An 18,780-nucleotide genomic window follows, 5' to 3' on the forward strand; every position below is an offset into this window, starting at 1 on the left:
GAGCACAAAAATCCGGGAGTTGTCACTGTCGGGGGCGATGATGACTACTGACGTACTTCTTGTCCATGGGGGGCATGGTGCACCTGAGTCGTATCGCGGTGAGCGGGTTTCGGGCGAGCACGGAGGGCGAGATGGTCTGCCACTTGCCCGGCCGCTTCAGCGTGCTGATCGGAGCCAACGGCGCCGGAAAGACGACGCTCACGGATGCGCTCTACCTCGCTCATCCCAGTTCCCGCTTCCCGGTCCTACCGAGGTACGGATCTGCCACGCTCGCGCTCAAAGGCTCTAACCGCACCATCGATGTGGCGTACAAGCTGGCCGACAGTCTCGCCGAGGAAGGCCGCCTCGGACGTCAGCTGCACGGGGTCGGCCATCAACGGCTCGGTGAAGTCGCCCAGAAATGGGGTGTCACGCTGAGCCGCAGGCTCGGCAGTGTCGCCACGAAGATCGAGGCGGCGCACGGCAGGTCTCTGGACTTGGACCCGTACAAACTCATCTACCTGCCAGCCTGGCGCCATCCGCTGGACGAGCTGGCCCGCCGAGAGACACGGATCCTGGTGGAGCTGCTCCGTGCCGAACAGCAGCGCCAGAGCGGCACCCGGAACCTGGTGGGTCTCCGGGCGCGGGCCTCCCAACTGCTGGAGGAGCTGGCCAAGGAAAACATCATCGATGCTGTCGAGGCGCGGATTCGCGGCTACCTGACAGATCTGTCGGCTGGGGTGAATCCCCAGTGGCCGTACATACGAGGCCAGGTCATTGACGACACCTACCTCGCCCGCGTCTTGGAGCTCATGCTCGCCGTGATGGAAGGACGCGCCTTCGCCCGGCCTCTCGAAGTGTCTGGCCTGGGATACGTGAACCTGTTGCACATAGCTGTGACCCTGGCGGCGATACCTGACTCCACCGAGCTTCCGCAGGACGCTGCCCGGCCTCACTCGGATGTCGCCGATCGGCCGCCCCTCACGGTGGAGGACGAGATCCAGCAGGCGGTCCGGAACCTCGAACAGGCGCAGGCCGACGCCGAGTCGGAGGAGGATTCCTTCTTCGGTACGAAGCCCTTCCACGCAACGGTCGTCATCGAGGAGCCCGAGGCGCACCTCCATCCGCAGTTGCAGCACGCCCTTGTCCGGTACTTGCGCAGAACGGTCAAGCAACGGCCAGAACTGCAGGTCATCCTCTCCAGCCACGCGACGGACGTCATCACGTCCTGTGCCCCGGAAGAACTCGTCGTCGTGCGCCGGACGGCGCAAGGAAGGGTGTGCCGCACCGTCGCCGACGTCGTGCCGGCCGAGCACCGTGACATCACCCTGCGGAAGACCCGGCTCCATCTGGATGCGAGCCGGTCCGCCGCTCTCTTCGCGGATCGCCTCGTCCTCGTCGAGGGTGTCACCGACGCCGCTGTCCTCCGGGAGTTCGGCAGGACCTGGGCCGGTCGGGACACGCTCAAACACGCTTTCATCGACGCACTCAGCATCGTGCACATGGGATGGAAAGTCGGACAGTGGCCGGCGCATCTCCTGGCGACCCGAGGCAGCGAACTATGCACCAAGCTGGCGGTCCTCGTCGACAGCGACCTGCCCTTCGAGAGCGAGGAGCGCAAGAAACCCGGATGGCTCTCCGAACACGACCCCTCGGTCGTCGACGCCTTCGTCAGCCACCCGACCCTGGAACCGTCCATCACCAAGGGCAACGAGCGCTTGATCGCCGCAGCTCTGCGCGAGGTCGGCCTGGACGAGGAAAACGTGACGGCCCGCACCATGTACGAGCTGTTTCGCAGCGCGAAGAAGGGCACGAAGGAGGAGCCCGCGAACAAGGCCGGCCGAGGCTCCAGCAAGAAGGGCGAGTTCGCGCTGGCCTTCGCCTCTCTGCTTGCGGAGGCCAACGAGGCGGACTCTGAGGAAGTGCCCGACCCACCAACAGTCCCCGAGCACATGCAGCAGCTCTTCGACTTCCTGTACCCGTCCGATCCGGCAGCAGATGGCGCCGCGGCGGACGGCAGCGACCTTCTTGAAGCTCTCGACGAACCGGACTGGTTCATGAGGGCCAGCGAACGGGACACAGACGACGTCCCGACTGCCGACGTCGAGGGCCTTTTCTGGCCGGACGAGTTGGAGAGCCTGGAGTGGGCCGACGAGACGAGGTACGAACCCGATCCCGACGGACCAGAGGCAGAGGATCTGCCCTGGGAAAGTCTCCAACTTCAGCGTCGCAAACCAGGCGCCTGGCCCACGGCCGCCGTACAGCAGACGACGGGCGACCATGAGTAACTATGGGCCCGGCACCCGCATTCTCACACCCGAACAGGTCCTTGCCGCAGCGAGCCCGCACCGCCTTCTCTACGTAGAGGCTTTTCCTGGTTCGGGGAAGACGACCGTGTCGAACCAGCGTTTCGGCCTGCACCGCTACGCACGTACAACCGATCACCGGGCGGTCGTGGCGGTCAGTTTCACCCGCTCGGCCACCGAGGAGATACGCAGCCGCGTGTCCCGGCAGTGGGGCCCATCGGCACTGGCATGGCCTCACCGCATCGTCACGCTCGACACGATCCTGAACGATCTCCTCGCCCACCTCCTGCGCTCCGGGATCCTCCAGTGGCCCGGCGGCCACCAGGAACTCGAGGTGCTGGACACATGGCGGTCCCATCTGCCCACCACTTACACCCTTGACAAGCCAGTCCTCACGCTGAACGGCACGCGTATCGTCACCGACTCCGTACGGCAAGCGAGACGGGAAAGCTTCGTGAAACCGGCCTGCTTCGCCTCGGCCGTTGGTGCAGGGCGGTGTACGCACGACAACGTACGCGAAGTACTGCAGGTTGCTCTTCGCATCGAGGGCATCCGCGCCTGCGTGATGGCCTACTTCGCCACGACGATCCGATCCCTGCTCGTCGACGAGGTCTATGACGCAAACGACTTGGACCTAGGGGTCATCCACCTTGCGGCAGACGCGGGCCTCGTCATCACCCTGGTAGGAGACCCGTGGCAGGCTCTCTACGGCTTTCGCGGTGCACGCCCAGAGAACGTCCCCCGCCTCCTGAGCCGACTGGGCTTCCAGCGCAGTGAACTCCAGACCTCGTTCCGCTGGCGTGGCAGCGCAGCTCAGACATTGTTGGCACGCCAGCTGCGCGGCAAGGAGAGGGTAGTCCTTCCCGAAGGGGAGGCACGCGACGTCGATGTCGTCCTCGCACGGCAGTGGAGACTTTTGTGGGATGCCGACCCTCATATCCTTCCTCTGGCCGTCAGGACCAAGACAGGCCAGTTCCAGGAAGCCGTCTGCACCCTGCTCCTGAACGAACTCGCCCAGAGCACCTTCGGCCGGCCGGGCATCGACCTCGTCGATGCCCGGACCAGCCTGGGCATCATGGAGAGCGACACTCTCGCACAGCTGCGTCCGCATCTGCGTAATGCCCTTGAGCGCCTGGCAGGTCAGGGCAATCTCAGCGGAATCTGGACCGACTTGGCATCCACAATGGTCGCTATGACGCCCCTCGTGCCGTCGGAAGGCCAGAAACGGACACCCCGGGCCGCCCTCGCCAAGCTGCGCACGAGGCTCGAGGTCGCCCGTGAGGGGCTGGTCCCCGGCATGACCTGCCACCAGGCGAAGGGGCGGGAGTGGAACCGGGTCGGGGTGAGGCTGGAGGAGACCGACGAGGCCTCGCTCCTGAGAGGTCTCAACCCCACCAACGAAGCCCACCGCGCGCTCTACGTCGCGCTCACCAGGGCACGGCACCTCAGTCTCGCGGTGTAAGAGGTCTTGACAAGGACGTTGGACGTGTTCGTGGGTAATGAGGCAGGTCGCGAGATCGGTGGAGGCTTCACGGACGTCGTCGAGTCGTTCTTCTCTGTCTCTCGGCCTGAAGTTGGGCACGGGCACCGACGTGTGCCAGCTGGGCCTCGTACTTGTGGGCCCAGCCGCCGCGATACTCCATCCGCAGTCGGTCGGCCGTGGTCGCATCCCTGAGAGCACGGCCGATGCTCGACTGCCGGTGTCGCCCGATCAGGGCCGACGGCCGCCAGCAGGGTGGCCGGGCCAGCAGCGAGCACCAGTTACTCCAGGTACGTGCCGGCGAAGGCGCCGTCGAAGCCGAGTGCGATCAGGCCCTGCTCGACACTCGGGTACGTCGTCCCATCCGGGATGGCGATCATGGCGTCGAAGTCGGCGCGGCCGATCTCGGGCTCGAGCCACTGGTTGCCGCAGCGGCAGCGGACCCAGACGTTGCGGCCGTGGTTGATGAGCAGCCAGTCGCGCCGGGCCCGGCAGGCCGAGCACATCACGGGGATCCCGCGCAGGGACAGCTCCGGCGGGTGGCTGAGGCAGCGGGTTGCGCCGGGTCCGCTGGGCGACTGTGTCTCGTACTGGAGTTGCGGCAGCGGATCGTTTCCGGCGGGGGCGGCGGGCAGGACGGGGGTCGGCTCTACGTGGTGGTCGGTCGTTCTGAGCACGAGCGTCATCTCCCGGTCGAGGGCCTTCTCTTCATCCGTAACAGCCGGTGGAGCGCGTTGTCCAGGTGTTTCGCGCAGTCCGGCAGGACGGTGGCGGGACTCCCGGACTGCTGGTCAGCGGCGCGGCGGGCGGCTGCGCGGGTCCGGTGCGGCGGGCCTCGGCGAGGCCGGGGGCGCGGTCCGGACGCTGGCCGGGTTGGCGGGAGGCGTGGCGCGACCGGTGCCGACCTGCGGGCGTCGAGTGGCTTCGCCCGGGTGGGCGGGGAGCTGGGCGAGGCGGCGCAGTCGCCAGACCAGGACGTCGTTCACGTCCTCGGCCGTGTCGAGTTCGCGCATGGCGATGGCCTCCTGCAGGAGGGCCTTCGGGTCGTGGCCTGCCTGCTCGGCCTGAGCCAGGGTGGCGGCCAAGGCGTCGTTCTTCGTGCTCGTGCCGGGTCGGGTGCGGTTCTCGTGCAGGACGGTGCGGATGGTGGTCTCGTAGGCGCGGCGCTGGGCTTCGGGCAAGGCTCGGCCCTGGTCGCGCAGGGCCTGCATGGGTGCGGCAGCGGCCTGGCGGTAGGCGGCGCGAAGGTGCTCGGCGGCCTGCCGGGAGGCTTCGGCCTGCTGGGCGTGACCGCGCGCGGAGTGCCAGCGTGCTGCGGCCAGCGCCACCAGGACGAGGGTGGAGACGAGCATGGCGGTGGTGCCGCCGTCTTCTCCTCGGCCGAGCGCGCTGCCGGCCTGGATGATGCCCCGGGCCGCCGAGCGGATCGCCCGGGTATCGGCGCGTTCGGCCCGGACGTGGCTGCGGGTGGCGCGTTCGAAGGAGCGAGCGGCGGCGCCAAGTTCGGCGCGGGTGGCGGCCGGGGAGGTCTGGGCGACGGCGTCCAGGAGTTCGCCGACTCCGACGAGTTGGGCTGCGGCATCGTCGTCATCGCTGTCCAAGAGGATCGCGGCGCGCTCGGCGACCCCGGTCGCGGTGCGTCGCCCCCGTGCGGGCGGCGACCAGTCCGACCGGCCGCTGGCGGCTTCCGGCAGCGGGGCCTCATCGGGGGTTCCGTCGGCGAGGCGGCGCTGGATCTTGGGATAGGAGAGGTCGGGGGCCAGGGTCGAGCCCGCGAACCAGACCGGCTCGCGGTCGCGGTTGCGGTCTCCGGGCAGCGCGACCGTGTAGCCGAGGACGTCGCCGGAGGGGGCGTGCCGGAGCTTGACGCGCAGGCCGGCCTCGCGAAGGCGGGTGAAGAACTCGGCTTCGCTGGCGGCTCCGGCGACGGCTTGGCGGACGGCTTCGCGCAGCGTCTCGCGCGGTGTCTCGGGTCGGCCGACCCGCTCCGCTTTGAAGCGCTCGGCACTGGTGGGCGTCTTGGCTCCGGTGCCGTCGCCGGGCTTGAGCCGACGCAGGCCCATCTCCTGTTCGATGCGACGGCATTCGGCCTGGGCCTTCTTGAAGTCGTAGTTCATCCTCGGGCGGCGCAGGTCGCCTCGGACCATGGTGGCGAGGATGTGGATGTGGTCGTCGGCGTGGCGTACCGCGACCCAGCGGCAGCCGTCGGGATCGCCCTCGGGGGCGAGGTTGACGGCGTGAACCAGGCGGCGGGCGACGGTGTTCCACTCGTCGTCGATCAGGGTCCGGTCGCCGGGGTCGGTACGGACCGAGCAGTGCCAGACGTGCTGGGCCGGCGCCTTGTCGCCGGCCTGATTGACCCGCAGGTCCAGGGCGGCGGCGAGCCGGGCCAGGGTGACCTTGGGGTCGGGGTCGGGGCTCGTGTCGCGACCGGGGTCGGGGGCGAAGCCGTCCCAACTGCCGACGAGGTGGGGGTCGGTGTGCTCGTCGCGCTTGCCGGGGCCGTACAGGTAGACGAGCAGGCCGTGGGTGCGCGAGCCGCGTCGGATCTTGGGGACCATCAAAGGCGCTTCTTCACCAGCGTGTCGGCCGCGTCGTCTACACGGGCCAAGACGCGGGTCAAGGTCGTCAGGGCGTGGTCGAGTTCGCCCGGGCGGGGCTGCCCTCCGGCGTTGTAGACGAAGGCGATCTGGTTGATGTTGTTGCCGACACGGGAGACGGCGGTGCGCAGGGCGGCCAGTTCGTCGATGGCGGCGTCGAGTTGTTCATTGGTGTGCACGGTGGTCGAACCGCGGGCGACGGCGAGGCCGGCGACGGCGAGGAAACGGGCGACGGTGACGGCGCGCTGCTTGGCGGCGACGGTGATCTCGGCCTTCTCGGTGTCGGACAGGCGGGTGGTCGTCTTGTGGGCGCGCTGGCTCGGGTTGCGGGTCCGTCGGCGCGGCTTGCGGTCGGGGAACGCAGGTTGGCTCGGGCTCAGCTGCTTACGCGGGGCGCGGTCGTCTGCTTCTCCTCCCACGACCGGCGCCCCCTGGTGCCGCAAGTCCGGCTGGTCCCCGAGCGCCCTCGCTCGGGGACCAGCCGGACTTCCCCCGCCCTCCGGGGCGGGGGCAAGTGCGTACGTCGGGCCGTAGGACCGTCGTATGCGACAACTTGCTCCGCCAGGAGCCGTCGTGGGGTCACGGTGCTGTCCGGACGTGGTGGCTGCCAGGTCGTTGGCGGTCACTGGTTCGTCTCCGTGTCGTGCTGGTGGATGTCGCGGACGACTTCCTCGATCCAGTCCATGGCGAGGACCGGGTGGTGGAGGGTCCAGGGGCGGCTGTGTGGGCGTCGTTGCACGGTCCAGGTGCTGTTGGGGCCGGCTTCGGCGCGGTGCAGGTGACCGCGCCGGTGCAGGACCGTCAGCCAGGACTCGACCTCGGCCGGTGTGGCGGGGTTCATGCGCACAGGGTGTTCTCCGGTTCGCTTCGGAAAGGTGGGGCGCGTGTCCGAGGGGCGAGTGACCGGCCGGAGTGCCCGGCTCGGTCACCCGCCCCGTGGTGTCCGCTCAGTTCCGAGGGGAAGTGACCGGCTCTCCGTGCTGCTTGCGGAGCTGGACCATCAGGGTGGTCAGCGTGTCGCTGGACAGCGGGATCTGTTGACCGCGGATCGCCTGGGCGACCACCTTGCGGGTGAGCTTGTCCTCGGCCCTGACCGCTGACCGGGCTATCTCCAGTAGTTCCTCGGTGTCCGGGTCAGACCGCCGGTCACGGGTTGCCCGGGTGTCCCGATCACTGGCCGACGGCAGGGTGACCGGCCGGTCAGTGGTCGGCGGCTGGCTGTCCCGGTGGCCGGTGACCGGCTCGGTGCCAGCCAGCCGGTCAGTGACCTGGGGCGCGGTGTCCGGCTGTCCGGCCAGGTCAGCGACCTTGTGTGTCTGGTCGCGGTGACCGGTGTCCAGGCTGGTGCTGTCCGCCGGAGCGTTGTCCCCAGTCAGTGACCGGGGGCCCGGGGTCTGCTTGTCCAGGGACAGTCCTGGCCGGTCGGTCAGGGCAGTGACCGGCTGTCCGGCGGTGGCCTGACCGGTCTGCGGCTGTTGCTGACCGGGCCGGTCGGTCCGAGTGACCGGACTGCGTTCGGAGCGGTCGGCCTGACCGAGGTGACCAGGCTGACCGAGGTCGTCGCGGTCATCTCGGTCACTGTCCTTGACCGGTCCTCGGGCGATGATGATGTAGAGGTGGACCGCTCCGGCCAGTGCGAGCGGGGCGACGGTGGACAGCACCGCGACCACTGTGTCCCCGAGTCTCAGACCCGTGGCCGAGGTGGGTTCCTCGTTGAGCCTGACCGCGTGCAGCGCGTTGGCCCAGATGCTGGCGGCGGTGGCCGTGCCGAAGAGCATCCAGACGTAGAGCCGTGCGCGCAGGGGCGCGTCGCGCAGGACCAGCAGGGCCCGGATGCCGTAGGCGATGAACCCGTCGATCACCAGCGGGAAGAGGTAAGTCAGGAAACCGCGGACATGGATGGCGACCGCCATCTGCTGGAGAGCGTCGTAGCTCAGGGCACATCCCGCGCCACCGAGGGCGATGACCACCGCGCGGTCCCAGCCGGTGATGGGCGCCGTCCTGGACGCGCTCGCGGTGGTCACGCAGCCGTCCCGAAGTCGTCGCGGCCCAGGCGCTCGCCGTCGGTCTCGGGGAGCACCGTGGCTTTCCTGGCCTCCTCCAAGTCTCGGTTGCGAAGCGCTCGGCGGGTCTCGCGATACAGCTTCTGGGCGTGCTCCTCGGTGACCTTCAGGAGCCAGGCCAGGCGCTGCTCGGTGAGGCCGTTCCGGTAGGCGGCGTGGACGACCGCGCGGCGCTCGGACTTGGTGAGATGGACATCGCGCCCGGCGACGGTGGCGTAGACGCGGCTGTAGTCAAGGCGGCTGGCGAGCTTCTCGTGCAGCGGCGCCCGCTCCTCCTCCGTCATGCCTCCCCGGATGCCGTGGGTGTCGCCGCCTTCGAGAGCGGCGTCCAGGCAGGTGCGGCGAACCGGGCACTGGCCGCACAGCGATTTCGCGGCGGTGATCTTGGCGGTCTCGTCGGGCTCGGGGAAGAAGATCTCGGGGTCCACCAGGTTGCACTCGGTGCTTTGGCAGACAGCCTGGTCCTGCCAGGTGTGGTCGCCGAGCGACCGGTGGCGGGCAGGACTGATCGTCGTGGTGGTCATGTGGGTCGCTCCGATCGCTCTCCGCGCGCAGTGGCGTCGGCGGAGGGGTGCGCTGGGTCGGGAGGTTCATGGGGCGGCGCTGGAGGCACGGCCCGGCGTGATGGCCTGCGGCAGGCAGGTCAGGCTGTGGTGCGGTGCCGTCTGTGGTCGACCGGCTCGAACTCGACCCGGGTGGTCATCTGTGCGAGTCGGGACGTCACGCGGTCACCGAGGTAGGCCCGGAGGTCCTTGATCGCCAGGTTGGTGGTGATCAGCGTCGGGAGCATGTGGTTGTACCGGCGGTTGATCAGCCGGTACGTCACTTCCTCGACCCACTCGGACGCCTTGGCCGCGCCGAGGTCGTCGATGATCAGCAACGGGCATCGGCTGACGGCCGCCAGCTCCCGCTCGCTGTCGACGCCCGTCCTGGGGCGCAGGTCGGCGTACAGGTCGGCGGCGGTGGTCGCGCGCCAGCGCACGCCGATGCCGGTCTCCACCAGCCGTCGGACCGCGCCGTACGCCTGGTGTGTCTTGCCCGCACCGACGACGCCGGCCATCAGCAGGCTGGGCCCGGTGGTGACCTGTCGCCGGGCTCCCAGGTTGGGGGCAACGGCCGCCCTGACGACCTCCCGGGCCCAGGCCAGGACCTGTGGGTGGTCGGCGACCGCGCCCTGGTAGCGCGGGGGCATCCCGGCCGACAGGGCGTCCAGCGGGGAGAATGGCTCGGGCTCGTCGGCCGTCGCGGCGACGGTGGCCGGGTCGATGTTGCGGGCGGCCAGGATCCGGGCCATCCGGTCCAGGGCGCCCTCGCCGAGGGGCTGCGGGTCGCGGGTACGGGTACGCATCACAGCTCCTCGGCGTAGGCGGTGGCAGCGTTGACCGGGTTGGTCCACGCCTGGTGAGCGGGCACATTAGGCCGGGCTCCCGGCCGCGCCAAACCGGCGGAGCGTGAGTTCATGGCCTCGTTGACCATGCTGGTCAGCACGCTCGGGTGCTTGGGGTTGGCAGCGAAGTTACGCAGCCCGGCCCGGATGTGGTAGGGGGCGATCCCCTCGCCCAGGAGCTTCTTGGCGATCCGTCCCAGGTGTCCGATCACGTCGTTGGGCGGGCGCTCGTCGCAGGCAGCGATGTACTCGCCGACGAGCTGGTTGGCCGAGACGGTGGCTGCGGGCGCTGTGCGCCCCGTAGGGGAGGAAGATCCAGGATCCAAGATCCTAGATCCAGGCGCCGAGCCCTCTTCGAGGTTTCGGGGAGAGTTCGAGGAGTCCTCGACGAATACATCCTGACCTGCGGTTTCCTTGTCCGCGTGGCTAGGGATGTCGACCATGCCGTCGAGGGTGTCCTGTCGGGCGCTCGGAGCCCCGTTTCCGGGGGCGGGAGGCTTCGGAGCGGGCTGCGCGGGCAGATCGATGGCGCGGGGAGCGTTCGGCGAAGTCTCGGCGAGCGCTCGGGTAGGGGTGGGCGACTCCTCTGTCCGCCTGGTGCAGGCGCCCTTGCAGGGAGCGCACCGATCGGCCGCGTGATGCTGCGGGCACGAGGGCAGGCGGGACTGGCTCGGCTTGTCGATCTTCTGATGCTCGAACCAGGTCACGATGTGGAGGTAGCGGCGGCCGTCGCAGCCGGTGTACCGGCAGATCAGTCCCGCGTTCGCCAGCTGCTGGATGTCGTCCTCGACGTGTACCGAGGCGTGCTCGGCGCGCAGTGGCCAGAGCAGCCCGGCGATGATCGCGGCGTTGTCGCGGTGGCGGCCGTGGTCATCGGCCTGGGTCAGCAGGCCGAAGAAGGTCCGCTCGGCCTCGACGCTCACTTCGGCGAGCGACTCGGAGACGAACGCCTCCGGCTTGATGGTTCGGATCCGCGCCATGTCAGCGGCCCCGGTCGTCAGAGGAGAGGTCGCTGCGGATGAGGGTCGCGCTGGCGAGGTCGAAGGCGTGCGGCCGGGTCCAGTCAGCGTCCGGCCACACCCGCAGAATCCAGCGGGCTGCGATCTTTGCGGTCGTGCGGTTCAGGTCGATCGTCTTCCCGATCGGGTCCTTGGCAACGGCGTGCGGGTGGGGCCACGCGTGCTGGGGGTCGGTGAGGCTGACGTGGATGGTGACTGCGCCGGGGATCAGCTCGGCAAGCTGGGCCGCGAGGCGGTGCTGGCGGTCGGTATCCGGGCATGCCAGAGTTCCGCTCGACATGGCGAGCATGCGATACTCCGTTGTTCGTAGGAGCGCGGTGCGGCGGTCTCGTGCAAAAGGCCCGCTGCCCGCGAGAGATGTGAATCGGTGCCCTTCGGGGCGCCGGCCCGGCGTCCAGGAGTTGGTAGCTCCCGGGCGCCGGTCTCCTTCACCCCGTGTGGTGTCATGGCGCACGCAGGCGCATCACCCCTCCCTTCCTGGCCTGCCTGGCGGCTGGTGATCCGCTTACGCGGGGACCATCACCATATGGCGACCCATGACACAAGTCCATCCTGTTCACACCCGCTCCCACCAGCAGCGGAACACTGCACTTGATGAATCCCAAGGTCAACGTACACCGCAATCGCGATCGCAAGCCAACTACACTTGCCGAACAGACGCCCCTGTGGCGCGTGCGCCACACTGCAGTGGATAGAATCCCGGTTCGAGACGTAGGAGGTGAGGCTGTGACCGAACAGCGCGACGATTTCGCGGCGAGGCTGGACTGGCTCTTCAAGAGAGTCCACCCGGCTGGTCGCGGTCCGTACACCTACAAGGAGGTCGAGGAGGCGATCCGGGAAGCGGTGGGCCCCGGCGGCAAAGGGCTGACGGCCAGCGCCATCCAGCAACTACGCACGGGCGGCAACGCCAACCCGAAGCTCAGCACAGTCCAGCTGCTCGCGGACTTCTTCGGTGTCGCACCGGCCTACTTCTTCGACGACAAGGAAGCCGAGGCCACCCAGGCCCAGGTCGACGTGGTGGCCGCCTTGCGCGACGCCGACGTCAAATCGATCGCGCTACGCGCGTCCGGCCTGTCCAGCGAAGGACTGCGTCAGATCCGGGGCATCATCGAGCACGTCCGCCACCTTGAGGGCCTTCCGGACGACAACGCATCCCGCTGACCAGGTCACAGCCACCCGCTCCTGCCCGTGCAGCGGTTACGTTCCATCGACCGGTATGAGCACGATGAAGCGCAGAGCAAGGCTACGCATGGGAACAAACGCCATGATACGGACAGCGATCTCCTGGTTTTGATGGTAGGGCAGCCGCAGACCGCGAACGTCGCCATCCGGATGCTCGTACACGTCACCAGCGTCCCAGATCTCCCTGGCCTCGGCGTTGCCGGCAAGGATGTCGCGCAGTAACTGCTGCAGGGGCTCGTAATCCCGATGCCGCGCAACTGCGACCCGTAGTTGCCCCAGCAATGGGCGCGCCCAGCCGTCTCGCCAATTCACAAGCTGCTCCCTGGCCTCCGGATAGAGGAAGCACCACCGCATCAGGTTTGGTTCGCAGCAGACCCAGGGGAACCATTCGCTCTGCGCGCGATTGAGGCGAACAATGTTCCACGCTATGTCAGATACGTATGCCGGGTTCGACTGTTGGGCATCCAGCAGCTCCTGAAAGGCGTCATCGGCGGCCACGAACGCTTCCGGGGGCGGGCCGGGATTCGGGCCGGGAGGCGCGCCGGTAGCGTGCAGGAAAAGGGCGAGCCGCTCAGCCGAACTGAGGAGGAGAAGAGCGGATAGGCGATCCAGGATCTCGGCAGAAAAATTTGCCTGGCGGCCCCGTTCCAGCTCTCCGTACCACCGCTCGCTGACACCTATCAGACGCGCAACCTCCGCCTGTGACACGCCTCGTTGGCGCGTGCGTCCGGGGATGACCAAGCCGGGTATGCGCGCAGGGTCGAGGCGCTGCCGCCAGGTGCGGAGTAGCGCCGAGAGTGATTCCTGACCTGGGTTCTCGACCATGGCGGTTGTCCTCCCGCCTCTGCACAGCCCTTCCGTAGGCGCACTGCCATTGTCGGCGCAGTCAACTGCGGACGCATCTCATGGCTCAGGGCGGGTCCAGCGCCAGCAGAGGAAGAAACAGGAGACCAGGCCACTAAGGATGCTAGTAGTGTGTCGATGAACACAGACGGAACCCTTTGGCGAGACGTAGCAGGAAGTGCCACTTCCGGAAGTGCAACTTCCTTCTCCGATCTGGCATAGTGCGTCCGGAAATTCAACTGGCTCAAAATCCAGTGGTGTTCCCTCGCGGGAAGTTGGGCGCTGCCGCGCGACTCACCTACTACACGCTGCCGCCCCTATGCCCCTGGACAAGATGAAGAGCCCTGTTGCCCGCCCCATAGCGGGCAGGAGCACGAGTACGGCGGTGGTGATCGATGGGTTCCATGTGGTGGCGCGCAGTTCGCCCTATGAAGGTACAACTGCCGGAGATCCCGGATCCTTTCGACGTTCGCAAGATGTTCCAACGCATCAGCGAGCAGCGCGGTCGGCCCATTCATCTGCTTCCCAGGGAACTTCCTGCCGGTAGCCCGTGCGGCTTGTGGATTTCGACCAACTCAGCCGACTACGTGCTCTATGAGGAGGCAACGAGCCCTGCACACCAGGACCACATCCTGCTGCACGAGATGGGCCACCTGCTCTTCGACCACGGAGTCAGCCAGTCCCTGAGTACGGACGTGGTCCGCACTCTGGTACCCGGTCTGAATCCCAAGCTGGTACGCACCGTGCTGGGACGGACCCGCTATTCGGACGCGGAGGAGAAGCAAGTCGAAACGTTCGCCTCCCTGGTCCTCACCAAAGTCAGCCTCCGCGGCTCGGAGCGGGAACGCGCCGTCCCCCCGGAGGCGGCCGACGTCGTCCACCGACTCGAAAACACCCTTCAGGGGCCTACCCGCCGAAGGCCAATGCCATCATGAACCCCGAACAACTCTCCTACCCCGTCGGCGCCACCATCGGCGCCTCAGCCCTGGGCTACAAACTCCTGCACCTGCGCAAAGACCCGCACAACCCGGTCCTGCGCTCGCTGTGCGTCACCTTGGGCTTCGCATCATTCGCCTTTCTCGCGGCCATGCCTGCCATCTACGTGCCCGTCAGCAACGCTCTCGGGCTCGACAACCTGGGCAAGCTGATCGTCCACGGGTCGCTGATTGCCTTCAGCATCTGTGTCCAACGCATGCTGCTTGCTTGGCTCTACCCACCGGACGTCGCCAAGCCGAAAGCCCGACTCCGCGTCGTCATCGGCGCGGCGGTCTTGCTCGTCATGGTCGTGCTCCTGACTCTGGCACCCATCGACGGGAACGGCACGTCAGAGAATTTCGCCAAGGACTACGCCACTACTCCATACGTGGCCGAGTACCTGCTGGTGTATGTGACCGCCGTCGGAGCCGGCGTCGCTGAAATCGCCCGTCTCTGCTGGCGGTTCGCCAAGGTCGCGGGCCGTCCCTGGCTCGTGCGCGGCCTGCGCCTGACAGCCCTCGGCGCGGTAGTCAACCTGGGCTACAGCATCACCCGGGCCATGTACGTCATCGGCCGGAACACTGGCGTCCACTTGGATATCGCTTACGACCTGGCACCTGTCTTCGCAACGCTGGGCAGCGTCCTGGTCTTCATCGGACTCGCGCTTCCTGCCATGGGACCTCGGTTGTCCGCGGCCCACCGCTGGTTCACCCGTCTCCTCGCCTACCACAAGCTCTTCCCCCTGTGGCTCGCACTCTACGAAGCCGTCCCAGACGTTGCCCTGGATCCGCCGGCCCGCCCACGCCTGGCGCGTTGGCGTCCTGGAGGCCTGCACTACCGCGTCTACCGACTGGTCATCGAAATCCGCGATGCGCGTCAAGAACTGATCCAGCAACTCAACCCGGCTTTGATCACCGCGACGGCGACTTCTTCCGCATCCAGCCGTAAGCAGCTGGCGGCTGCCGAGGCCTCGGTGCTCCGTACAGCACTGAAAGCCCGGTCGTCCGGTCACGTTCGGCCAGCGCAGTCGGCTACAGCCGCCCCTGCCCCCGTGGGCGGCAGCGACCTGGACGAGGAACTGCTCTGGTTCATGGATGTCGCACAAGCCTTCGCCCAGTCGCGATCTCTGTCAGCGCCGTGATCAGCAACGCACGACTCGGGCTGGTGAGCCAGGTCGCGGCTCAGAGATCGAGCGGCATCCTGGTCCTCTCCTGAACACCGCGATCCTTCTTGGCCACTCGCCCGACTGCCCCGCTATTCATCCTCATGGAGAAGCCCGGATGACTCGAACCGCTCGCACCGTCACGGACGTTCTGCAGCCCCGCAACGTACTCCTGGCCGGCCTGGTCGGTCTGGGCTTCGCGGCTACGCACAGCCTGTCCGGTGCAACGTGGGGGCTGTTCGCTGCATTGTGCGCCGGAATCGTCCCGGCCTCCTACATCCAATGGGAACGCAGGCGGGGCACCTGGGGTGATCGGCACGTCGTCGACCGCCGCCAGCGGCCCCGGATCTTCGCGGTGATCCTGGCCTCCATCGGCCTCGGTTCCGCTGCGATGGTCCTCATGGATGCCCCAACCAGCATCCTGGCCGCGATGATCGCGTTGTGGCTGATGACGACAGTGCTGCTCGCCGTCAACACCGTATGGAAGATCAGTGTCGACTCCGCAGTGGCAGCAGCAGTCTCCTCGATGTTCGTAGTGCACTCGCCCGGATGGCTGCTGTCCTACACGCTGGTTGCCGCCGTGTGCTGGTCCCGCGTCGCCCTGAGCTACCACACGATCGCTCAGACGGTAGCCGGCGCGTCCCTAGGGGTAGCTACGGCGGGGGCGTTCGCGCTGCTGTAGCTACCCAGCGGACGAGCCCCGTCATGCCTCTTGACAGGATCCGCTCGATCTTCAGAAGAAGGCGGGCTGGTCCGGCGAGGCCTTCTCGTCGGAGTCGGCCGGTGCGGGGACGCGCCCAGTGCGCTCGTTCTGCAGATCCCACAGTTCGCGGAACAGGCCATCCTTCTGGGCCAGCAGTTCCTCGGGGGTGCCGAGCTGAATAACGCGGCCTTTGTCTCAGGACGACCCACCTTTGGTTAAGCACGGGTCGTAGGTATCAGAATCAGGAGTGAAGCACCGCAGAGAGTGACATGGAGGGGCAATGACGGCCACCATTACCTAGATCGCCACCGAGGTAGCGACCCGGACCGCGCGCGAGTACCTGCGCGTCAGCAAGGGCAAGGGCCGCACCGCGCGGTCCATCACCGACCAGCACACCGCCAACCTCGCCGCCGAGCTGGAGCACGGCCCCTGGACGTGGGGCGAGCCGTACAAGGACACCGGCAGCGCCAGCAAGTACGCGACCAAGGCCCGGGACGACTTCGAGCGGCTGCTGGCCGACCTCACCTCCGGCGCCTTCGGCGAACCGGGTGACGTGCTGGTGCTGTGGGTGATCTCCCGGCTCGCCCGCGAGACCGGCCGGGGCGTGGCCCTCATCGACGCATGCGAGGCGCGCGGCTACCTGGTCCACGTGACCTCCGAAGGCGAGTCCGGCCGCACCTACGACGCCCGCAACTACGCCGACCGGTACTCCCTCGTGACCGGCATCGCCGAGGCGGAGTAGGAGGCCCGGCGGCTGTCCGCCCGTACGCTGCGTGGCGTGAACTCCGCTGCCAGGGAGGGCCACCCCCACGGCCGGATTCCGTTCGGGTACGCCCGGGACTATGGGGTGATCGACGGCCGTCCCCGCTGAGTCCGGCAGTACCCGGACCCGGAGAACGGCCCCCTGATCAAGGAGCTGTTCGAGCGGGCCGCCAGGGACGACGAGACGCTGCCCGAGCCCGTCTACGCCATCGCTCAGGACTGGAAAGCGCGAGGCATCCGCACCCCAGCGGGCAAGCCGTTCCACGACGGCAACCTGCGGGAGATGCTGACCCGGCCCGCCTACGCGGGCCTGCGGAAGCACAACGAGCACCTCGCCCCCGAGCAGTGGGAGGGGTACGAACCGATCGTGTCCCGGGACCTGTTCGACCGCGTGCAGCGCCTCTTCGCCGACCCGTCCCGCCGTAGGTACCTCAACACCGGCGTGCAGCACATGCTCACGTCCACCCTGCGCTGCGACTCCTGCGGCGGCCCAATCACCGTCCGCTGCCGCAAGACGGGCGTGCCCGGCTACGAGTGCCTGAAGCAAGGGTGCTGCCGGGTGGACAAGGCGGAAGTCGACCGGATCATCATCGGTGACCTGGAGACCGGCGACCTGGGCGTCATCCTGGCGTACCTCTCAGCACCCCACCGGCACGCCCGGCTGAGCCGACCGGCCGCCGACGGCACCGGGAAGGAGGCCGCTGTCCGGGTTGAACTGGCGAACCTCAAAGGCGAGCTGGAGGAGCTGGAGGCCGCTCCCCGCCCCAAGACCGCCCGGGCCCGACTCGCCCGCACCACCGATATGGAGGAGCTGGAGACGGACATCGCCCGGCTGGAGGCCGAGCTGGACAAGCTCACCGCGCACGACCCGCTGACGGAGATCCTGCCCTCCGCCCCCGAGACCGACCTGATCGCCTGGTGGAAGGCGGCCGACGTCCAGCGCCAGCGCGCCGTGGCGGCGCTGCTGCTGACGCCCGGTCTCCTCGGCCAGGTGCGTATCAAGCCGTCCGAGGGATGGCGGGCCCCGGTGACCGAGCGGATCCGTTGGGCTCACGCCGACGGGGCGGACGTGTGAGCGCCAAGAGAGCCCTGGCATGGCAGGCCCCCCCACCAGAAGGTGAGGGGCCCGTGGTTCGTCTCGATCAGAGGCGGGAGTGCAGCCAGAGCAGGAACAGGCTGGCGGCCGTCGTGCTCGCGCCGTACGCGGCCCCGTAGAGGGCACGAAGGACGAATGCGCGGCGGTAGCGCTTCATCCACCCGGCCGCGCGACGAGCGAGGCTCTGCCTGGGCAGGCCACGGCCGGACTGGTTATGGTGCATGGGTCTCCTTCCACTTACGCACTGGTGGGGACACGCGCAGGGGAGCCCGCTTCCCGTCCTCGGTTTCCTAGGCCAACTGGGCGGTGGCCGGGCTCCCTTTGCGTGTGGATGGAGTCTAGGCGAGCGTGATCTGAGCGCGATTCGGCCGACTGCAAAAGGGGTGCACGGCAGACGGGGGTGGTGGTTTGGCTTGAGGTGTGATGGTGCTGACGGGCATCAGCGGATGATTCGGTATCATTCGCCGCTCCGGAAAAATCTTCCTGTGATGCGCACCACAGCACCCCTCGGAAGCGCGCCGACAACAACAGCACGAAGCCCGGCCGGGCAGTAAAACCGGCCGGGCTCCGTGCTGTTGGGGCTACACCTCCGTGTGCGCCGCCCAGATCCGCAGCATGATCCGCAGCAGGTCGGGGTCGATCAGCTCCACGGCGTCGGCGTGCTCCCGGTGGGCCCACACCGTCCAGCCGGGCCCGCTGTTGCCGAGTTCATGGATGACCGCCACCCCGTCGTCGGGGTCGGTGATCGGCTCGTCGCAGGCACGGCACACAGGGACGCTCATCGTTGATCACCCCCGAGGTTCTCTACGTGGTCGCACAGGGCGTTCACCGACCGCGCGAGCCGCTGCGCGTGGGCGATCCCGGCCGGTAGCCCACTCCTCGGCTTCAGGCCGAGCCGCATGCGTGCCTCACCCACGCACGCCCGTGCGCACGTGGCCGGGATGTCGTCCCTGGGGAACTTCCGGGCCGCGTCCTCCACGGCCGGGATCAGCAGCATCATGTGCCCCCGCAGGGTGAGCGTCAGGGTTTCCAGCTCCTCAGCTGACGGTGGTTCGGCCTCCTCCGCCAGCAGCCGCCGCGCGCTGGCCCTCATCGTGTCCAGGTCCAGAGGCAGTGCCCCTGCCCCGGTCGGCGGGTGGGTCGTACGCTCAGCCATGTCGTCGCTCCCTCAAAGCGTCGGCCGCGCCCCGGGACGGTGTCCGCCGTCGCCGGGGTCCTTGCGT

The 18,780-nt window shown here is 68.1% G+C and carries 20 protein-coding genes and 1 pseudogene; 8 read left to right on the top strand and 13 right to left on the bottom strand.

The window, feature by feature from the left end; genetic code table 11:
* Positions 1–74: 74 nt before the first annotated feature.
* Together ABT057_RS43970 and ABT057_RS43975 are read left to right on the top strand one after the other, a co-directional pair.
* Positions 75–2,267, top strand: coding sequence for an ATP-dependent nuclease (locus ABT057_RS43970; RefSeq protein ID WP_352350051.1), 2,193 nt, complete (start codon positions 75–77; stop codon positions 2,265–2,267).
* On the top strand, positions 2,260–3,747 hold the full coding sequence (locus tag ABT057_RS43975; RefSeq protein WP_352350053.1) for a UvrD-helicase domain-containing protein: 1,488 nt from the start codon (positions 2,260–2,262) through the stop codon (positions 3,745–3,747). The genes ABT057_RS43970 and ABT057_RS43975 overlap by 8 nt, the downstream gene beginning before the upstream one ends.
* Positions 3,748–4,046: 299 nt before the next feature.
* Here ABT057_RS43975 and ABT057_RS43980 read toward each other — a convergent pair whose 3' ends face one another.
* The 9 genes from ABT057_RS43980 to ABT057_RS44020 form a co-directional block, all read right to left on the bottom strand.
* Positions 4,047–4,451 carry a hypothetical protein gene (locus ABT057_RS43980; protein WP_352350055.1) on the bottom strand — a complete coding sequence of 135 codons (405 nt, stop codon included), beginning with the start codon at positions 4,449–4,451 and terminating at the stop codon, positions 4,047–4,049.
* Positions 4,452–4,556: 105 nt separating this feature from the next.
* The gene (locus ABT057_RS43985) at positions 4,557–6,326 is read right to left on the bottom strand and encodes a relaxase/mobilization nuclease domain-containing protein (RefSeq protein ID WP_352350057.1); all 1,770 of its coding nucleotides are present in this window, start codon (positions 6,324–6,326) and stop codon (positions 4,557–4,559) included.
* Positions 6,326–6,784, bottom strand: coding sequence for a MobC domain-containing protein (locus tag ABT057_RS43990; RefSeq protein ID WP_352350059.1), 459 nt, complete (start codon positions 6,782–6,784; stop codon positions 6,326–6,328). The genes ABT057_RS43985 and ABT057_RS43990 overlap by 1 nt, the downstream gene beginning before the upstream one ends.
* A gap of 203 nt (positions 6,785–6,987) precedes the next feature.
* Complete coding sequence (locus ABT057_RS43995; protein WP_352350061.1) at positions 6,988–7,212, bottom strand: hypothetical protein; 225 nt, start codon at positions 7,210–7,212, stop codon at positions 6,988–6,990.
* A 100-nt stretch (positions 7,213–7,312) separates the two neighbouring features.
* On the bottom strand, positions 7,313–8,389 hold the full coding sequence (locus ABT057_RS44000; protein WP_352350063.1) for a DUF2637 domain-containing protein: 1,077 nt from the start codon (positions 8,387–8,389) through the stop codon (positions 7,313–7,315).
* Positions 8,386–8,952, bottom strand: coding sequence for a WhiB family transcriptional regulator (locus ABT057_RS44005; RefSeq protein ID WP_352350065.1), 567 nt, complete (start codon positions 8,950–8,952; stop codon positions 8,386–8,388). The genes ABT057_RS44000 and ABT057_RS44005 overlap by 4 nt, the downstream gene beginning before the upstream one ends.
* A gap of 119 nt (positions 8,953–9,071) precedes the next feature.
* Entirely contained in the window at positions 9,072–9,776 is a 705-nt protein-coding gene (locus tag ABT057_RS44010; RefSeq protein ID WP_352350067.1) for an ATP-binding protein, read from the bottom strand.
* Positions 9,776–10,795: a hypothetical protein gene (locus tag ABT057_RS44015; protein ID WP_352350069.1), complete on the bottom strand. Its 1,020-nt coding sequence runs from the start codon at positions 10,793–10,795 to the stop codon at positions 9,776–9,778. The genes ABT057_RS44010 and ABT057_RS44015 overlap by 1 nt, the downstream gene beginning before the upstream one ends.
* Position 10,796: 1 nt before the next feature.
* The gene (locus ABT057_RS44020) at positions 10,797–11,123 is read right to left on the bottom strand and encodes a transcriptional regulator (protein WP_352350071.1); all 327 of its coding nucleotides are present in this window, start codon (positions 11,121–11,123) and stop codon (positions 10,797–10,799) included.
* Between the two features lie 437 nt (positions 11,124–11,560).
* Here ABT057_RS44020 and ABT057_RS44025 point away from each other — a divergent pair, with 437 nt between their 5' ends.
* Positions 11,561–11,995 carry a helix-turn-helix domain-containing protein gene (locus ABT057_RS44025; protein WP_352350073.1) on the top strand — a complete coding sequence of 145 codons (435 nt, stop codon included), beginning with the start codon at positions 11,561–11,563 and terminating at the stop codon, positions 11,993–11,995.
* 36 nt (positions 11,996–12,031) lie between these two features.
* Here the strand turns inward: ABT057_RS44025 and ABT057_RS44030 are convergent, their stop codons facing one another.
* A complete protein-coding gene (locus tag ABT057_RS44030) occupies positions 12,032–12,841 on the bottom strand; it encodes a helix-turn-helix transcriptional regulator (protein ID WP_352350075.1) in 810 nt (269 codons plus the stop codon).
* 446 nt (positions 12,842–13,287) lie between these two features.
* Between ABT057_RS44030 and ABT057_RS44035 the strand changes: the two genes are divergently transcribed.
* The 5 genes and pseudogenes from ABT057_RS44035 to ABT057_RS44055 all read left to right on the top strand — a co-directional run.
* Positions 13,288–13,794, top strand: a complete 507-nt coding sequence (locus ABT057_RS44035; RefSeq protein ID WP_352350077.1) for a ParH-like protein — start codon at positions 13,288–13,290, stop codon at positions 13,792–13,794.
* Positions 13,791–14,975: an MAB_1171c family putative transporter gene (locus tag ABT057_RS44040; RefSeq protein WP_352350079.1), complete on the top strand. Its 1,185-nt coding sequence runs from the start codon at positions 13,791–13,793 to the stop codon at positions 14,973–14,975. Before ABT057_RS44035 ends, ABT057_RS44040 begins: the two co-directional genes overlap by 4 nt.
* 139 nt (positions 14,976–15,114) lie before the next feature.
* The gene (locus ABT057_RS44045) at positions 15,115–15,678 is read left to right on the top strand and encodes a phosphatase PAP2 family protein (protein WP_352350081.1); all 564 of its coding nucleotides are present in this window, start codon (positions 15,115–15,117) and stop codon (positions 15,676–15,678) included.
* 361 nt (positions 15,679–16,039) lie between these two features.
* On the top strand, positions 16,040–16,441 hold the full coding sequence (locus ABT057_RS44050) for a recombinase family protein (protein ID WP_352350129.1): 402 nt from the start codon (positions 16,040–16,042) through the stop codon (positions 16,439–16,441).
* Positions 16,442–16,600: 159 nt separating this feature from the next.
* Positions 16,601–17,536 (top strand): annotated as a pseudogene (locus ABT057_RS44055) (recombinase family protein); the annotation flags it as partial.
* A gap of 67 nt (positions 17,537–17,603) precedes the next feature.
* On the opposite strand, the gene ABT057_RS44060 reads toward ABT057_RS44055, so the two are convergent.
* From ABT057_RS44060 to ABT057_RS44070, 3 genes are all read right to left on the bottom strand, one after another.
* Positions 17,604–17,780 (bottom strand): hypothetical protein, encoded by a 177-nt coding sequence (locus ABT057_RS44060; protein ID WP_352350083.1) that lies wholly within the window; start codon positions 17,778–17,780, stop codon positions 17,604–17,606.
* 358 nt (positions 17,781–18,138) lie between these two features.
* Positions 18,139–18,339, bottom strand: coding sequence for a hypothetical protein (locus ABT057_RS44065; RefSeq protein ID WP_352350085.1), 201 nt, complete (start codon positions 18,337–18,339; stop codon positions 18,139–18,141).
* Entirely contained in the window at positions 18,336–18,713 is a 378-nt protein-coding gene (locus ABT057_RS44070; protein ID WP_352350087.1) for a DUF6415 family natural product biosynthesis protein, read from the bottom strand. The genes ABT057_RS44065 and ABT057_RS44070 overlap by 4 nt, the downstream gene beginning before the upstream one ends.
* Positions 18,714–18,780 lie beyond the last annotated feature (67 nt).

The organism is Streptomyces sp. NPDC002588 (assembly GCF_040295925.1).
GTDB lineage: Bacteria > Actinomycetota > Actinomycetes > Streptomycetales > Streptomycetaceae > Streptomyces.

What these genes read in the sequence shown, in the direction of transcription:
- ABT057_RS43970 (WP_352350051.1), top strand. Translation starts at nt 75, where the DNA reads ATGGTGCACCTGAGTCGTATCGCGGTGAGCGGGTTTCGGGCGAGCACG.
- ABT057_RS43975 (WP_352350053.1), top strand. Translation starts at nt 2,260, where the DNA reads ATGAGTAACTATGGGCCCGGCACCCGCATTCTCACACCCGAACAGGTC.
- ABT057_RS43980 (WP_352350055.1), bottom strand. Translation starts at nt 4,451, where the DNA reads ATGACGCTCGTGCTCAGAACGACCGACCACCACGTAGAGCCGACCCCC.
- ABT057_RS43985 (WP_352350057.1), bottom strand. Translation starts at nt 6,326, where the DNA reads ATGGTCCCCAAGATCCGACGCGGCTCGCGCACCCACGGCCTGCTCGTC.
- ABT057_RS44005 (WP_352350065.1), bottom strand. Translation starts at nt 8,952, where the DNA reads ATGACCACCACGACGATCAGTCCTGCCCGCCACCGGTCGCTCGGCGAC.
- ABT057_RS44010 (WP_352350067.1), bottom strand. Translation starts at nt 9,776, where the DNA reads ATGCGTACCCGTACCCGCGACCCGCAGCCCCTCGGCGAGGGCGCCCTG.
- ABT057_RS44015 (WP_352350069.1), bottom strand. Translation starts at nt 10,795, where the DNA reads ATGGCGCGGATCCGAACCATCAAGCCGGAGGCGTTCGTCTCCGAGTCG.
- ABT057_RS44020 (WP_352350071.1), bottom strand. Translation starts at nt 11,123, where the DNA reads ATGCTCGCCATGTCGAGCGGAACTCTGGCATGCCCGGATACCGACCGC.
- ABT057_RS44030 (WP_352350075.1), bottom strand. Translation starts at nt 12,841, where the DNA reads ATGGTCGAGAACCCAGGTCAGGAATCACTCTCGGCGCTACTCCGCACC.
- ABT057_RS44035 (WP_352350077.1), top strand. Translation starts at nt 13,288, where the DNA reads ATGAAGGTACAACTGCCGGAGATCCCGGATCCTTTCGACGTTCGCAAG.
- ABT057_RS44040 (WP_352350079.1), top strand. Translation starts at nt 13,791, where the DNA reads ATGAACCCCGAACAACTCTCCTACCCCGTCGGCGCCACCATCGGCGCC.
- ABT057_RS44045 (WP_352350081.1), top strand. Translation starts at nt 15,115, where the DNA reads ATGACTCGAACCGCTCGCACCGTCACGGACGTTCTGCAGCCCCGCAAC.
- ABT057_RS44060 (WP_352350083.1), bottom strand. Translation starts at nt 17,780, where the DNA reads ATGCACCATAACCAGTCCGGCCGTGGCCTGCCCAGGCAGAGCCTCGCT.
- ABT057_RS44065 (WP_352350085.1), bottom strand. Translation starts at nt 18,339, where the DNA reads ATGAGCGTCCCTGTGTGCCGTGCCTGCGACGAGCCGATCACCGACCCC.
- ABT057_RS44070 (WP_352350087.1), bottom strand. Translation starts at nt 18,713, where the DNA reads ATGGCTGAGCGTACGACCCACCCGCCGACCGGGGCAGGGGCACTGCCT.